The sequence below is a fragment of the Polaromonas sp. genome, from assembly GCF_039930745.1.
Taxonomy (GTDB): domain Bacteria; phylum Pseudomonadota; class Gammaproteobacteria; order Burkholderiales; family Burkholderiaceae_C; genus Polaromonas.
On the sequence record NZ_JBDTTH010000032.1, the window covers coordinates 1 to 14,822 of the forward strand.

General features: G+C 62.7%; 18 protein-coding genes and 1 pseudogene. 6 read left to right on the top strand and 13 right to left on the bottom strand.

Features of this window, described 5'->3' with window-relative positions:
* Nucleotides 1-80 precede the first annotated feature (80 nt).
* The 13 genes and pseudogenes from ABI660_RS11795 to ABI660_RS11855 all read right to left on the bottom strand — a co-directional run bounded on the left by ABI660_RS11795 (nt 81) and on the right by ABI660_RS11855 (nt 9,137).
* Nucleotides 81-383 carry a type II toxin-antitoxin system RelE/ParE family toxin gene (locus tag ABI660_RS11795; RefSeq protein ID WP_348068163.1) on the bottom strand — a complete coding sequence of 101 codons (303 nt, stop codon included), beginning with the start codon at nt 381-383 and terminating at the stop codon, nt 81-83.
* A complete protein-coding gene (locus ABI660_RS11800) occupies nt 380-604 on the bottom strand; it encodes an addiction module protein (protein ID WP_348068165.1) in 225 nt (74 codons plus the stop codon). Before ABI660_RS11800 ends, ABI660_RS11795 begins: the two co-directional genes overlap by 4 nt.
* Nucleotides 605-728: 124 nt before the next feature.
* Nucleotides 729-1,172 carry a cyanase gene (gene cynS / locus ABI660_RS11805; RefSeq protein WP_348068167.1) on the bottom strand — a complete coding sequence of 148 codons (444 nt, stop codon included), beginning with the start codon at nt 1,170-1,172 and terminating at the stop codon, nt 729-731.
* 50 nt (nt 1,173-1,222) lie between these two features.
* Nucleotides 1,223-1,666 (bottom strand): nuclear transport factor 2 family protein, encoded by a 444-nt coding sequence (locus tag ABI660_RS11810; protein WP_348068169.1) that lies wholly within the window; start codon nt 1,664-1,666, stop codon nt 1,223-1,225.
* Complete coding sequence (locus ABI660_RS11815; RefSeq protein WP_348068171.1) at nt 1,663-2,580, bottom strand: ABC transporter ATP-binding protein; 918 nt, start codon at nt 2,578-2,580, stop codon at nt 1,663-1,665. Before ABI660_RS11815 ends, ABI660_RS11810 begins: the two co-directional genes overlap by 4 nt.
* Complete coding sequence (gene ntrB, locus ABI660_RS11820; protein ID WP_348068173.1) at nt 2,570-3,436, bottom strand: nitrate ABC transporter permease; 867 nt, start codon at nt 3,434-3,436, stop codon at nt 2,570-2,572. The genes ABI660_RS11815 and ntrB overlap by 11 nt, the downstream gene beginning before the upstream one ends.
* Nucleotides 3,437-3,599: 163 nt before the next feature.
* Nucleotides 3,600-5,003, bottom strand: a complete 1,404-nt coding sequence (locus ABI660_RS11825) for a CmpA/NrtA family ABC transporter substrate-binding protein (protein WP_348068175.1) — start codon at nt 5,001-5,003, stop codon at nt 3,600-3,602.
* A 298-nt stretch (nt 5,004-5,301) separates the two neighbouring features.
* Nucleotides 5,302-5,628: a plasmid stabilization protein gene (locus tag ABI660_RS11830; protein ID WP_348068177.1), complete on the bottom strand. Its 327-nt coding sequence runs from the start codon at nt 5,626-5,628 to the stop codon at nt 5,302-5,304.
* Between the two features lie 2 nt (nt 5,629-5,630).
* Nucleotides 5,631-6,149 (bottom strand): CBS domain-containing protein, encoded by a 519-nt coding sequence (locus tag ABI660_RS11835; RefSeq protein ID WP_348068179.1) that lies wholly within the window; start codon nt 6,147-6,149, stop codon nt 5,631-5,633.
* Between the two features lie 174 nt (nt 6,150-6,323).
* On the bottom strand, nt 6,324-6,983 hold the full coding sequence (locus tag ABI660_RS11840; protein WP_348068181.1) for a response regulator transcription factor: 660 nt from the start codon (nt 6,981-6,983) through the stop codon (nt 6,324-6,326).
* A gap of 17 nt (nt 6,984-7,000) precedes the next feature.
* Nucleotides 7,001-8,197 carry a PAS domain-containing sensor histidine kinase gene (locus tag ABI660_RS11845; protein WP_348068183.1) on the bottom strand — a complete coding sequence of 399 codons (1,197 nt, stop codon included), beginning with the start codon at nt 8,195-8,197 and terminating at the stop codon, nt 7,001-7,003.
* Nucleotides 8,182-8,360, bottom strand: a pseudogene (locus tag ABI660_RS11850) (hypothetical protein). The gene ABI660_RS11845 and the pseudogene ABI660_RS11850 overlap by 16 nt, the downstream one beginning before the upstream one ends.
* Before the next feature lie 66 nt (nt 8,361-8,426).
* The gene (locus ABI660_RS11855) at nt 8,427-9,137 is read right to left on the bottom strand and encodes a hypothetical protein (protein WP_348068185.1); all 711 of its coding nucleotides are present in this window, start codon (nt 9,135-9,137) and stop codon (nt 8,427-8,429) included.
* A gap of 137 nt (nt 9,138-9,274) precedes the next feature.
* Between ABI660_RS11855 and ABI660_RS11860 the strand changes: the two genes are divergently transcribed.
* From ABI660_RS11860 to ABI660_RS11885, 6 genes are all read left to right on the top strand, one after another.
* Nucleotides 9,275-9,835 carry a hypothetical protein gene (locus ABI660_RS11860; RefSeq protein WP_348068187.1) on the top strand — a complete coding sequence of 187 codons (561 nt, stop codon included), beginning with the start codon at nt 9,275-9,277 and terminating at the stop codon, nt 9,833-9,835.
* On the top strand, nt 9,835-11,271 hold the full coding sequence (locus ABI660_RS11865; RefSeq protein ID WP_348068189.1) for an MFS transporter: 1,437 nt from the start codon (nt 9,835-9,837) through the stop codon (nt 11,269-11,271). The genes ABI660_RS11860 and ABI660_RS11865 overlap by 1 nt, the downstream gene beginning before the upstream one ends.
* The gene (locus ABI660_RS11870; protein ID WP_348068191.1) at nt 11,268-11,711 is read left to right on the top strand and encodes a PTS fructose transporter subunit IIA; all 444 of its coding nucleotides are present in this window, start codon (nt 11,268-11,270) and stop codon (nt 11,709-11,711) included. Before ABI660_RS11865 ends, ABI660_RS11870 begins: the two co-directional genes overlap by 4 nt.
* Nucleotides 11,680-11,949, top strand: coding sequence for an HPr family phosphocarrier protein (locus ABI660_RS11875; protein WP_348068193.1), 270 nt, complete (start codon nt 11,680-11,682; stop codon nt 11,947-11,949). The genes ABI660_RS11870 and ABI660_RS11875 overlap by 32 nt, the downstream gene beginning before the upstream one ends.
* Nucleotides 11,950-12,077: 128 nt before the next feature.
* Nucleotides 12,078-13,841: a phosphoenolpyruvate--protein phosphotransferase gene (ptsP, locus tag ABI660_RS11880; RefSeq protein WP_348068195.1), complete on the top strand. Its 1,764-nt coding sequence runs from the start codon at nt 12,078-12,080 to the stop codon at nt 13,839-13,841.
* Between the two features lie 691 nt (nt 13,842-14,532).
* Nucleotides 14,533-14,820: an ATP-binding protein gene (locus ABI660_RS11885; protein ID WP_348068197.1), complete on the top strand. Its 288-nt coding sequence runs from the start codon at nt 14,533-14,535 to the stop codon at nt 14,818-14,820.
* The last annotated feature ends 2 nt before the right edge of the window (nt 14,821-14,822 follow it).

The following is a 14,822-nucleotide window of genomic DNA, read 5'->3' on the forward strand; positions in this document are numbered from 1 at the left end:
ATTTGGATGAAAAATCTCAACTCAAAGGGGTCAAATTTGCTCGGCAATCAACAGCTACTGGCTCGCCGCTGGCCATCCCGTCACCTTCCGACCGCCCGCCAATAGTTCGGTCTGCGTCGATGGTGGGCAACGGCGATGATTGTCACGGTGTCGTCAATCACGTCGTAGAACACAGAATACGGAAATCTCTTCAGCACACGATGGCGGTTTCCGTCCTCATCTGCGGGTCTGCTCAGAGGGGCATCTGCAATGTGTTCAATGATGTCGAATACCTCTGCGCGAAAGCCGTCGGCAGCCAGCGCATTCCTCTCGCGGTACCAAAGAATCGCGTCCGAGATGTCGCTCTCTGCTGCTGGAGCAAGAACGACGGAGAAGGGGCTCACAAAGCGTTCAGGCGGGAACGGGCTTCGGCCCAGGGCACTGCTTGTGTCACCCCGGACCGCAGGTCACTTTTGCGCTGGCGAATCTCGTTGGCCCAAGCCTTGGCAACAGTGGCCTCGTCCTCGCCGTCCAGGCTGTCGAGCAGCGCAATCATCACCGCCGAGCGCTCATCCGGTGCCAGCGCAAGGGCTTCGTCAATGAGGTGGTCAACGCGGGCATTCATGGTCTGCAGTCTAGCAGTTTTGGCCGGAAAACGGCTTCGACCCCATTGACCAAGGGGGCGAAAGGCGGCGCGCTTTGCCCACCGCTCTTGCCAAACATTCAGGCCTGCTTGATGACTTGCCTACTCAATAAGTCTTGTACGGCAAAAACTTGCCCGACAACACCACATTCACACGGTCACCCTTGGGGTCGGGCTGGCGCACGATGTCCATCGAAAAATCAATCGCGCTCATGATGCCGTCGCCAAACTCTTCGTGGATCAGTTCCTTGATCGTCGTGCCGTACACGCTGACGATTTCGTACCAGCGGTAGATCAGCGGGTCGGTGGGAATGGGTGTGGGCAGCGAGCCCTTGTAAGGCACAACCTGCAGCCACTTCTGCTCTTCGGCGTTCAGGCTGAAGATCTTGCCAACCACTTTCGCCTGCTTCTCGTCAAACGTCATCTGGCCCAGGCAGGCGGCGGTGACCCACTCCTTGCTGAGGCCGACCTTCTTGGCGACCGATTCCCAGGTGATGCCCTTGGACACCTTGGCGGTGATGATTTTTTCGGTGACTTCCATGCGGTTCATGTGGTTTGCTCCTGTGTTTGAAAAATTGAAGAGGGGAAAAAAGTTAAAGGTCAGACCGCGACGGGCCGCGGCCAGTGGAATTTGCGGTCGGCGACCTTGATCGGCACGTCGTTGATGCTGGCCTCGCGGCGGCGCATCAGGCCCAGTTCGTCAAACTCCCACTGCTCGTTGCCGTGGGAGCGGAACCAGAAGCCCGCGTCGTCGTGCCATTCGTACTCAAAGCGCACCGAGATGCGGTTGTCGGTGTAGGCCCAGAGTTCTTTCTTGAGCCGGTAGTCCAGCTCCTTGGCCCATTTGCGTTTGAGGAACTCGCGGATCATGGGCCGGCCCGAGAAGAAGTCGGCGCGGTTGCGCCAGACCGAGTCTTCGGTGTAGGCCAAGGCCACGCGGTCGGGGTCGCAGCTGTTCCAGGCGTCTTCGGCCTTTTGCACTTTTTCTTTCGCGGTTTCCAGCGTGAAGGGCGGCAGCGGCGGGCGGGCTTGTTCGGTGCTCATGCAACAGCTTTCAGGGTGACGGAGGTTGGTGTATCTGCCAGCGCGCCGCGGCCGGGCTCTACCGTGGGCGGGTGCGCGGGCGCCTTGCCGTGCGACAGGTCTTTGGAGCGCGCCACCAGAAAGTCCACCAGGTGGTTGCGCAGCGGGTAGTACTGCGGGTCGTGGTGCACGGTGGCGCGCTGGCGGTCGCGCGGCATGGTGTTGCGCACGATCTCGGCCACGCGGGCCTGCGGGCCGTTGCTCATGAGCAAAATTTTGTCGGCCAGCAGCACGGCCTCGTCTACGTCGTGGGTAATCATGAACACCGTCTGGTGCGTCTCGCGCACGATGGCCAGCAACTCGTCCTGGATGGTGCCGCGTGTCAGTGCGTCCAGCGCGCCGAAGGGCTCGTCCAGCAGCAGCATCTTGGGCTCGATGGCAAAGGCCCGCGCAATGCCCACGCGCTGCTTCATGCCGCCCGACAGCGCCGAGGGTTTCTTGTCAATCGCGCCGGACAGGCCGACCAGGTCCACGTACTTTTTCACATGGGCATCGACCTGCGCCGATGTCCAGTCCGGCCATTTGGAACGCACGGCAAACGCAATGTTCTTGCGCACGCTGAGCCAGGGCATCAGCGCATGGCCCTGAAACACCACGCCGCGCTCCAGGCTGGGGCCGGCGACCTCGCGGCCGTCCATGAACACATGGCCGGCGCTGGCGCTTTCGAGGCCTGCCAGCACGTTGAGGATGGTGGTTTTGCCGCAGCCCGAGTGCCCGATGATGCAGACAAACTCGCCGCGGTTGATGCTGAAGTTGACCTCGTCGAACACCGGCTCGCTGGTGCCGGGGTAGGACTTGGCCAGGCCTTCGACCTGCAGGAAGGGGCGGCCCACAGCGGTGGCGGGGCTCAGGGTGTCTTTCGGCTCATTCGGCATAAGTCACCCACTTTTGCAGCTGCGCAAACATCAGGTCCAGCAGCATGCCCATCACGCCAATCACCGCAATGGCAAAAATCACGTTGGTCAGCGAGAGATTGTTCCATTCGTTCCAGACAAAGTAGCCAATGCCGGTACCGCCCACCAGCATCTCCGCGGCCACAATCACCAGCCAGGCAATGCCCATGGAGATGCGCATGCCGGTCAGAATGGTTGGCGCGGCGGCCGGCAGGATGACCAGAAAGGCCTTGCGCAGCGGCTTGACCTCCAGCGTCTTGGCGACGTTGAGCCATTCACGCTTGACGGCCGATACACCAAAGGCAGTGTTGATCAGCATCGGCCAGACCGAACAGATAAAGATCACGAAGATGCCCGAGGTGGACGAGTCTTTGATGGTGTACAGCGCCAGCGGCATCCAGGCCAACGGCGAGATCGGTTTCAGCACCTGGATGAAGGGGTCGAGCGCTCGCCGCATCAGTGGCGACATGCCGATCAGGAAGCCCAGCGGAATGGCGACCACGCAGGCCAGCAGAAACCCCAGGCCCACACGGGCCAGCGAATAGCCGAGCTGGATCGCGACGCCCTTGTCGTTGGGGCCCTTGTCGTAAAACGGATCGGACAGATGCTTCCAGGCGGTCTGGCCCATTTGCAGCGGCGTCGGAAACCCGCCCGCCTTGGCGGTGCCGGGGTCTTTGCCCAGCATCTTCAAATACTCGGCCTGTTCGGCTGAAACCGCAGGCCCGGCTGCGCCGCCGGTGGCAGGCAGGGTGGCCAGTTGCCACGCCGCCAGAAAAACCAGCAGCAGCAACACCGAGACCAGAGTGGCCTTGAAGTTCAGGGTTTTGAAGAGGTTCACAGTTGAAGGTCCAATAAACGTTGCGGCACCGCCGACGATGCGGATAGCCCCGGAGTATCTTTCAAGCCGGGGCCGCGGGACTGGCTCTGCCAGACCGCAGGCGCAGCGGCCCCCTCGGGGGGCAGGGAGCTACACGCAGTGAGCGACCGTGGGAGCCACATGTTCAACCCATCTTGTTGATAGCGAAGGACTTGAGGTATTCGTCCGGCTTGGCCGCATCAAACACCTTGCCCATCACTGTGAACTTGGGGTAGGCGCCTTCGGGCGGCTTCTGGCCCAGTTCGGCCATGCGCTTTTTGGCGTCGGTCAGCAGAAAGACTTTTTCGGCAATCTGCTTGTAGTTGATGTCGCCCTTCACATAACCCCAGCGCTTCATCTGCGTCAGCATCCACACCGCCATCGACTGCCAGGGGATCGGGTCGAAGTCGGCGCGGTCGGGCACGGTCTTGATGTTGCCCAAGCCGTCGGCAAACCGGCCAGTCAGCACTTGCGCCACCACGGTTTCGGGCTGGTTCAGGTAGGCCTGTGGCGAGATGACCTTGGCGATCAGTTCGCGGTTTTTCGGGTCGCGCGCCATGGCGGCGGCTGTGAGCACCGAGCGGTACAGCGCGGCAAAAGTGTTGGGGTTCTTCTGGATGAACTCGGTACTCGTGCCGAAGGCGCAGCAGGGGTGGCCGTTCCACAAGTCCTTGGTCAGGATGTGCAAAAAGCCGATCTCCTCGTACACCGCGCGCTGGTTGAAGGGGTCGGGGCCGAGGTAGCCGTCGATGTTGCCGGCGCGCAGGTTGGCCACCATTTCAGGCGGCGGCACCACGCGGATCTGGATGTCGGTGTCGGGGTTCAGGCCCGCTTCAGCCACGTAGTAGCGCAGCAAAAAGTTGTGCATGCTGAACTCAAAGGGCACCGCGAACTTGAAGCCCTTCCACATCTTGGGGTCGCGCTTGTCCTTGTGCTTGTTGGCCAGCGTGATGGCCTGGCCGTTGGTGTTCTGTATGGTGGCCACATTCATGGGCACCGGGTTGGAACCCACGCCCATGGAAATCGCCAGCGGCATGGGGCTCAGGAAGTGGGTGGCGTCGTATTCCTTGTTGATCATCTTGTCGCGTATCAGCGCCCAGCCAGCGGTCTTGACGACTTCAACATTCAGGCCCTGCTTGCTGTAGAAGCCCAGCGGGTGCGCCATGATCAGCGGCGTGGCGCAGGTGATGGGGATGAAGCCGATCTTCAGGTTGGTTTTTTCGAGCTTGCCCTTGTCCTGCGCCATGGCCTGCATGGTGCCGACGGGCAGCACGCTGGCAATCGCGGCCATGGCCGTGCCCTTGCCGACGGCGCGCAGAAAGCGGCGGCGTACGGCGTCCTGCGGAAACAGCGCCTTGACCAGCGTGGCTTCAATGAATTCGTTGGAGTAGCTCTCGAACGCGCTGCTCAGGCTGCGGCTGCGCAGCTCGGCGGCGGCGCTGTCGGCATTCATTTCCTGGTGGTGGTCTGCCACCGTGTGGTCGCGCCCGCAGCTGCACTTGAGCATCAGGGGCCTGTCGGCGTCATAGGGAGAGAAATGGTCAGACATGGGGCGCGCACCTTTCAAATGAAGATGCGGCAAGCCATGCAAATGACGCGCCACTTGGGCCTGCTGAATGGCCTTCTGCCTTATTTAGGAGTGGCGTGGATGACGGCTTGTAGGGGCGGCACTACAAAACGCGGCGCATGTGGCGCCGCTAATGCGCGAAGTGCATCGCTAGGCAGGGTGTCCAGTCCGGGAGTGCGGATTTTTGCGGGGGCGCGTCAGCGGCTGCCTCTGCATGCGCCAGCACACGAAGCCGCTGCGCACCAATTTCGCTCACGCCCGGCGGGGCTGGGTGCGGCCCTCAGCGGCCCACGGCTTTTTGGAGCTCGTCCTTGCGCATGCTCGAGCGGCCGCGTATGCCTTTTTCTTTTGCCTCTTCGTACAGCTGGTCGCGAGTGCGGCCGCCGGCCCCGCTGTGCGAGCGCTGGCCACCGCGCACTGGTGCGGGTGTGTCGCTGAGCGTCTGTGCGCTCGCCTCCCTGGCCTCGCCGTGCTGGGCGCGCTCCTTGTTGACCGTGCGGGCCGCGATTTCTTCAGCCGTGTCTTTGTCCTCGCCGCGCTGGAGCACGCTTTCCTTGACGTGCTCATACTGGCGTTCGCGCTTGTCGCTCCAGGCTTTGGGTGCCATGGTCAGCCTTTCTTGCCGGAATTGCGCGCCGGCTTGGCCGAGGCAGCGCCGCCACCGGTGGCGCCGCGGGCCTGTGACTGGCCGCCGCGGTCAGGCGCGGCGGGTGACGAAATGGTAGCGAGCGATTGCCCGACCTCTGCCTCGTCACCGGGGTCTTTGGCGGCAAGGTCGCCGAGCGAAACAATGCCAACCAGCCGGTTGTCGTCGTCAATCACCGGTAGGCGCCGGATCTGGCTGCCGGCCATTTTGCTGAGGATATCTTCCACGTTATCGCCTTCCCTGACAGTACGCACACCGGTGCTCATCACGCTGGACAGCGGGGTGGACTTGCCGTCCAGCCCTTGCGCCACGCCGCGGACGACGATGTCGCGGTCGGTCACCATGCCGAGCAGCCTTTCGCCGTCGCACACGGGAATCACCCCCACATTGAGTTCGTCCATGGCCTGGGCTGCCAGGGCCACGGTGTCGGAGGGGGTCATGGTCCGCACGCCGCGGGTCATCACTTCTGTTGCGGTTGTCATCGAGTTCTCCTTGGTTGGAAGCTGGGCCGGACACTTGCGCCAGCCAGATTCCAGCCTAATGCGCGGGGTGTGGGGCGTTATCGGCCACATCCCAAGCGAACGTAGGACAAGGCCGCATGCGGCCAGCGGTGGTGTTGCCTCCGGGGAAAAGCGTGTGGTACCCGGGTCCGCCGCTCAGGCGCCTGAAGGTGTTTTGGCATGGCGCTCGGCATACAGCGCCAGCTCCACGTCGTTCTTGGTGCCGGTTTTTTCGAGGATGCGCAGGCGGTAAGTGCTTACCGTGTTGGACGCCAAGCCCAGCTGCGCGCCAATCTCGCCGACGGACTTGCCCGACGTGAGCAGGCGAAACACCTGATGCTCGCGGTGTGACAGGGCTTCGGCACCGCTGCGCCCGCCGCTGCCGCCGACCGCGCTGGCCAGCGCTTCGGCGGTGATGGCTGAGACATACAGGCCGCCGGCCGCGATCTTGCGCACCGCGGCAATCATGTCGTCGGGATTTGCGCTTTTGTTCAGGTAGCCGGCGGCGCCCAGCTTGATGCAACGAACCGCGTACTGCTTCTCGGGGTAGGTGCTGAGCATCAGCACCGGCAGCAGCGGCCAGCTCTTTTTGAGGGCCTGCAACACGTCCATGCCGTCGCGCTCCGGCAGGGCAATGTCGAGCAGCACGGCGCCCAGGCCTTCGTGGCCGCCCAGCGCCTGGACGCGCTGCAGCACCTCGGGGCCGGTTTCGGCTTCTGCCGCCACCTCGATCTCGGGCGCATCGGCCAGCACCTGCTTGAGGCCTTCGCGCACGATGCGGTGGTCGTCGCCGATCAGGATTTTCACGGTGTTCATGGTGTGCCTGTCTGCTCTTAATTTGATAGCTGTATGCGCAGGTGGAACAAGGACCCAAGCCCGATTTGGCTTGATATTTCCAGGCTGCCACCCAAATGCCGCGCGCGCTCGCGCATGCCCATCACGCCATAGGCATTGGCCGCTTCAAAGGCGGCGGCTTCGGCGCCCCGGCCGTTGTCCTGCACGCTGATGCTGATCTCCCCGGGCGTGGCGCGGATGGCGATGGCCACGCGGCTGGCGTGTGCATGGCGGCCCACGTTGCTGAGCATCTCCTGGAAGATGCGGAAGACGGCAATCGCCGAGGCTTCGGGCAGCGGGACAGCGCCGGCCACTTCCATCTGCCAGTCAAGCGCCAGCTCGGCCGACTGCACAAACTCGTGGGCCTGCCAGTCCAGCGCAGCCCACAGGCCCTGATGGTCGAGGATGCTGGGGCGCAGGTCGGTGATGATGCGGCCCACGTTGTCAACGGCGGCTTCAATCAGCCGGCTCATGTTCTGGCATTTGCTGCGCATGGTGTCGCGCATGGCCTGGGCTTCGTCGGTGGAGCGGCGGGGCTGCTCGCCCAGGCGCTTGTCCAGCCAGCCCACGTCCATCTTCAGCGCCACCAGCAGGCTACCGAGCTCGTCATGTACCTCCCGTGCGATGCGCGTGCGCTCTTCCTCGCGCACGGTGTGGGTGTAGGCCGAGAGTTCGCGCAGTTGCTGCAGCGCTTCAGATAGCGCCTGGGTGCGCTCGCTGACGCGCTGCTCCAGCACGGCGTGTGCCTGGCGCAGGGCGTCTTCCGCCTGGCGGCGCGCCGAGATGTCCACAAAGGTGACCACGGCACCCTGCACCACGCCGCCTTCGACGATGGGATAGGAGGAATATTCAACCGGGAAGGCGCTGCCGTTCTTGCGCCAGAAGAGCTCGGTGTCTATGCGGCAAGGCAGGGCCTTGCGGAAGGCGTTGAAGATGGGGCACAGGTGTTCCGGGTAGTGGCAGCCGTCAGCATGGCTGTGGTGCGCCAGCTCGTGCATGTTGTGGCCCAGCATGTCGGCCGGCGCATAGCCCAGCTGCTCGGCCCCGGCGCGGTTGATGAAGGTGCAGCGGCCGTCCATGTCGATGCCGAAAATGCCCTCGCCGGTGGACTCCAGCAGCTGCGACAGCTTGTCGCGCCAGACCGGCTGGTCTGCGCCGGACAGCACTCGCGTCGTCAAAATCAGTACGTCTTGCATGGCAAAAACTTGCCCGACAAAACCACGTTCACACGATCACCCTTGGGCAGGTGGCGGTGACCCACTCTTTGCTGAGGCCTATTTTTTTGGCAACGGATTCCCAGGTGATGCCTTTGGAGACTTTGACGGTGATGATTTTTTCGGTGATGTCGTTGCGGTTCATGGTGGCTCCAGTGTTTGAAATGGGCGTCGTGCGGGCAAGGAGTGGCTGGGTTAATTGGGAAATTAATTAGTCCGTAAATTCAGTAAACATCGTGTCAGGGCAGCGCCCGCTTGAGCCATTGCGTACGTAGTAGTTCCAGCGATAAGCCATCTCTGTGTTGTCCTGGCAAACCACGCCTTTGTACAACTTGCCATAAGTGGCTCTGGCCCCCGAGGATGATCGATAGCTGTCAAGAACTTCAGTGACCAGCCCGCCATCTTTGGGATAAACCTTCAGCACGCCAAAAGACGCATTGCTGGGAATGTCGTAGTCCATATACAGTGCGTTCCGCTCAGGATCCGGGTACGCCTTGGTTACCAATAAGAAAACAGCTTGTTGTTGCTCCACCAACTCTTGCTGCGTCAGGTGGGTAAATGAGGTGGATTTGATTTTTGCGCCGAACTTCAGGGCGGGACCCAGCACCAGCAGTGGTGGGCGCTCGCCCGTAGCCGCAGAGTTAAACCGATGTAGCAGCGGCTTTTTAAACCGGTTGACGACAGCCGAGAAGATTTCGTCATCGCTGAAGTTTTGATTCTGCAGCTCTAAAGCACAAACAGGGCTTGCAGCACCTAGACATAGCAATATTGCAGCGATTGATTTTTGCGTTTTGAGGGACATCATCAGTAGCTTATCAAGGCGGACAATGTTCGGTCGGTGGTGACTGCAGGGCTGCATCATTGCGTGGTCAAGTCCTGGCTTCTTCAATTCGGATTCTTCGTGCATGCCATCAGCAAACATCGTGCCCAGCTTGGTGCGTTGGCGGGGGCTGTAACAGATCCAAAACGGTGCATGGTCGGCTGGCCGGGGCGGTTTGCCCCAAAACGGGTTGTACTTTTGAATCGCTGTAAAGTCAGGTGCTCCCTCCAAACAAGACCATGGCCCCGGCTTTCCCTTCCCTGACACCGTTGACGACGCGCCTGTTGGCTGCCACCTTGGTGCTGCTCATGGCATGCAGCCCGGCTTTTAACTGGCGTGAAGTCCGCCCTGACAACACTGCGCTGAGCCTGCTGCTGCCATGCAAGCCCGACAAGGCGACACGCAGCGTGCCATTGGGCGGGCAGACCACCGAGCTGGCCATGCTGGGCTGCGATGCCGGGGGCGCCACTTTTGCCATCGCCGTGGCCACCGTCAAGGACGCCAGCCAGATGGCTGCCGCACTGACCGGCTGGCGGGCGGCCACCCTGGCCAACATGAAGGCCACCGACGCCGGCCAGAGCGCCCCCTTGAAACTGCCCGGGGCATCGGTGCAGCCGTCAGCCCTGCTGGTGCAGGCCACCGGCCAGCGCGCCAATGGTAGCGCGGTGCAAAGCCAGGCCGCTTATTTCACCCACGGCGCCCAGGTGTTCCAGGCGGTGATTTACGCCGACAAGATTTCGCCCGAGGTGGCCGACACCTTTTTCTCCAGCCTCAAGCTGGATGCTGGAAGCGTGCGCTGATGAGTGCTGTTCAGGCGGCCGCAGGTTTTCCGGCTGGCCATGCGCCTTCTGGCCTGCTGGCGCGGCGCGCGGGCATTGTCGTGTTCCTGGCCTTTGCGGCGGCCTACTTCTGCTCGACCCTGGTACGCGCCATCACCGCTACTCTGGCGCCGGTGCTGACGCAGGAGTTTTCATTGCATGCGCGCGATCTGGGGCTGCTGGCGGGCGGCTACTTTCTGGGTTTTGCCGCCACCCAGCTGCCACTGGGCACCTGGCTGGATCGGCATGGTCCCAAGCGGGTGATCCTCAGCTTTTTGAGTTTGGCTGTGCTGGCCTGCCTGGCTTTTTCTGTCGCGACAAGTTTTACCGGGTTGCTGATCGCACGCGTGTTGCTGGGCATGGGCGTCAGCGCCTGCCTGATGGCGCCGCTGACAGGTTACCGTCGCTGGTTTGACACAGGCACCTTGCTGCGCGCGAATTCGTGGATGCTGATGACCGGCTCGCTGGGCATGCTGGCCTCCACCTTGCCGGTGCAGTGGCTGATGCCGCTGACGGGCTGGCGCCCACTGTTCTGGATTCTGGCGGGGCTGATCTTGTTGTCGATGCTGGCGATTGCGTGGGTGGTGCCTGCATGGAGCGCAGGGTCCCCCTCTCCCTTCAAGCAGGGGCCGCGGAACCGGCTTAGCCGGGCAGCAGGCGCAGCGGCCCCCGAGGGGCTGGAGCCTGCGGGTCCAAACCTGCCTGCGCAGGTTTGGACAGGCGACAGAAGCGAAGCCTCTGGCGAGCGGCGGCCTGCAAGGCCTCGCGAACCACACGCAGTGGGGAGCGTGGGGGCCACATTCATTTGGCGCAGCCGCTATTTCCAGAAAATGGCGCCACTGGCTTTTTTCAATTATGGCGGCGTGATTGCCATCCAGACCTTGTGGGCGGGCCCGTGGATGATCCGCGTGGCGGGCTACACGCCGCTGGAAGCCGCCACCGGGCTGTTCTGGATCAATGGCGCCATGTTGTTCACCTTCTGGGGCTGGGGCATGGTCAACCCGTGGCTGTCGCGGCACGGCTGGAGCGCCAACCGGTTGATCACCTGGGGTGTGCCGCTCAGCATGACGGTGTTGGCGGCAAACATTGTTGCCGGGCCCGCCACAGGCTGGGTTGGCTGGGCGCTGTTTTGCATGAGCGCCAGCGTCATGGGCCTGGCCCAGCCCGCGGTGGGCATGGCCTTTCCGCAGGCGTTGGCCGGGCGCGCACTGTCGGGCTACAACCTGGTGATATTTGCCGGTGTGTTTGTCATGCAGTGGGGCATCGGCTTGCTGATCGATGCTTTCCAGGCGATGGGGATGGACCGTGTGGCGAGCTTTCAGGCCGCGCTGGGGGTGTTTTTGTGTTGTTGTATCGCATCGTATGCCTTCTTCCACGGCGCTAAAGCAGACCCCACCGCCGATAATTCAAGGCAATGAACGGCATTCTCATCATCGCCCACGCGCCGCTGGCCTCCGCCTTGCGCCAATGCGTCCTGCACGTGTTTCCCGACAATCCGGCCAGTATCGCGGCGCTGGACGTGCAGCCCAACATGCCGCCGGAGGAAACCCTGGCTCAGGCGCGCATCGTGTTCAGGCAGATGGGCACCTCGCACGCCCTGGTGCTGGCCGACGTGTTTGGCGCCACGCCCTGCAATGTGGCGCAGAAGCTGGTTGACGGCGTGCATTCCAAACTGATCACCGGCGTCAACCTGCCCATGCTTCTGCGCACCGTGTCTTACCGGCACGAACCGCTGGACTCGCTGGTGGCACGCGCCGTGATGGGCGGAACGCAGGGCATCATGCAGGTGGCCATCACCGCACCGCAGAATCAAGCACGTAGAAACCATGATCAAGACCAGCACGACCATCAACAATAAGCTGGGCCTGCATGCGCGCGCTTCGGCCAAGCTCACCAAACTCGCCGGCAGCTTCCCCTGCGATGTCTGGATCTCCAGGGGCGAACGCCGCGTCAACGCCAAAAGCATCATGGGCGTGATGATGCTGGCCGCCGGCATCGGCAGCACTGTCGATATTGAAACCGATGGCGCCGACGAGCAAGCTGCAATGGACGGCATCCTGGCCTTGATTGCTGACAAGTTCGGGGAGGGCGAATAAATGACGCCCCCACGGTCGTTCGCTTCGCGTAACTCCCTGCCCCCCGAGGGGGCCACTGCGCCTGCGGGCCGGCAAAGCCGGACCCGCGGCCCTGGCTGGCTTGGGGAAAAACCGGTGCGGGGAGCCAAGTGACCTTCAGCGTCCACGGTCTGGCTGTCTCTCGCGGGGTGGCGATTGGCCGCGCCGTGCTGGTGGCGTCGAGCCGTGCCGACGTGGCGCACTACTTCATCGACGCCTCCAAAACCGCTGAAGAGATCCAGCGGCTGCGTGTGGCGCGAGACGCGGTGGCCGAGGAGATTGCGCGGGTGCAGCGGGAGCTGCCCAAGGACGCTCCGCACGAGCTGTCGGCACTGCTTGACGTGCACCTGATGCTGCTGCAGGACGAGCAGCTGATCAGCGGCGTCAAGCACTGGATCAAGGACCGGCTCTACAACGCCGAATGGGCGCTGACCACGCAGTACGAAATCATTGCGCGCCAGTTCGACGACATGGAAGACGAATACCTGCGCGAGCGCAAGGCCGACCTGGAGCAGGTGGTTGAGCGCATCCTGGGTTTCATGAAAGGCGTGGCCTCGCCGGTGTTGCCGGCGGCGCAGGCTGGTGCCAACCGTCAGCGGCGCGAGCAGGACCTGCTGCTGGACGACACCATGGACGTGCCCCTGGTGCTGGTGGCGCACGACATCTCGCCGGCCGACATGCTGCACTTCAAGCAAAGCCTGTTTGTCGGTTTTGCCACCGACGTGGGCGGCAAGACCTCGCACACCGCCATCGTGGCGCGTAGTCTGGACATTCCGGCTGTAGTGGGGGCGCGTAGTGCCAGCCAGCTGATCGAGCAGGACGACTGGGTCATCATCGACGGCGATGCGGGCGTGCTCATCGTGGACCCTTCGCCTATCATCCTGGCCGAATACGGCTTCAAGCAGCGCCAGGGCGAACTCGAGCGTCAACGCCTGAACCGCCTCAAACACACACCGGCGATCACGCTGGACGGACAGAAGGTCGAGCTGCTCGCCAACATTGAAATGCCCGACGACGCCGCGGGCGCGATCGCGGTGGGAGCGGTGGGTGTGGGCCTGTTCCGCAGCGAGTTCCTGTTCATGGGCCGGCCCGGCAAGCTGCCCGACGAGCAGGAGCAATACCTCGCTTATCGCAAGGCGGTCGAAGGCATGCAGGGCTTGCCGGTCACCATCCGCACGGTGGACATCGGCTCCGACAAACCGCTGGACAAGCTCGCCGGCCGCGCACAGGACGGACAGCTGAACCCGGCGCTGGGCCTGCGCGCGATCCGCTGGAGCCTGGCTGACCCGCCGATGTTCCTGACGCAGCTGCGTGCCATCCTGCGCGCGGCGGCGCATGGCCAGGTCAACCTGCTGGTGCCCATGCTGGCTCATGGCAGGGAGATTCGCCAGACCCTGTCGCTGCTCGACCATGCGCGCGCCGAGCTGGACAACAAGGGCATTGCCTACGGGCCGGTGCAACTGGGCGCCATGATCGAAATTCCGGCGGCTGCGCTGACGCTCAAGCTCTTCCTGAAGTACTTCGACTTCCTGTCCATAGGCACCAACGACCTGATCCAGTACACGCTGGCGATCGACCGCGCCGACGAAGCGGTTTCGCATCTGTACGACCCCTGCCACCCGGCTGTGCTGCGGCTGATTGCCGACACCATTGCCGAGTGCAATGCGCAGGGCAAGGGCGTCAGCGTCTGCGGCGAGATGGCCGGTGACGTAACCATGACGCGACTCCTCCTGGGCATGGGCCTGCGCAGCTTCTCGATGCACCCGTCGCAGATCCTGGCGGTCAAGCAGCAGGTGCTGCGGGCGGATGCGGGCAAGCTGGAGCGTTGGGCGCAAGACGTGCTGGCCAGCGAAGAGCCGGCTACGCTGCTGTAGTCTTCTTGCTGCTTTTGCTATTGAAGTTATAGCTGCTTGCGCCCGTGCAATAAGGACTGCGGGCATTTTTCTTATAAATTTTGACCGCTGCAGAGAGTTTTGTGGCATCTGATTTTTGATGAAATGTGCCGCTAGCCCTTATTTGATGGGCGCAGACAGCTACTAAATTTATAGCGAAATTTTCCTAGATTTGTCATCCCGGACTTGATCCGGGATCCATGTTTGTTGACCACGTGCTTTGTTCTGGCTGTTGCGGTTTGCCTGCAAGCGGGGGGTTGCCCGGCGGCAACTCACTTTCTTTTTGCGTCGCCAAAAAGAAAGTAAGCAAAGAAAAAGGCGCCCCCGCTGTCTGCGTCCCTTCCCTTCGCTACGGACAGCCTGCGGTGCTCGGTCCAGCCGGGGTCGAGCTCGAACTCGCCTTCGGCTTAGACAATCGCTCGCCCTGGTCCGGCTGGATCTCCGCTCCTCGGCGCATACAGAAGGGTGAGGGATGAAAGCGGGACCGGACGCGCGACCTGATCAGCGACTTGCTGGAAAGCGAGCGGCTGGCCAGTCCGCACGCCACGCTGGACCGTATGCATATGCGGCTGATGCTACGCAACCTGCTCGACAACGCACTGCGCCACAGCGCTGAAGCTGAACGACCGCCAGGCTCGCGCTGGTACTGCAGGGCGAGCGTGTATTCCTGGAAGTGCGCGACTTCGGTTCCCGCGTCGCCCCCAGCCAGTTAACCCGTCTCACGGAGCCCTTCTACCGGACCGACAGCGCCCGCCAGCGCGCCACTGGCGGCGTTGACCTCGGCATGTACCTGTGCCGCCTGATCGCCCAGGCCCACGGCAGCGAGCTCGAACTCCGAAACACCGAACCCGGCCTCGGTGTGCGCTTGCGGTATATTGCTTTGAGCAAAAAACAAACGGGGGATGGTGTGGCGGGATGTGGAAAGCGGTTTGGGCGGTCGATGACCGTACGTCGAATTTGAAC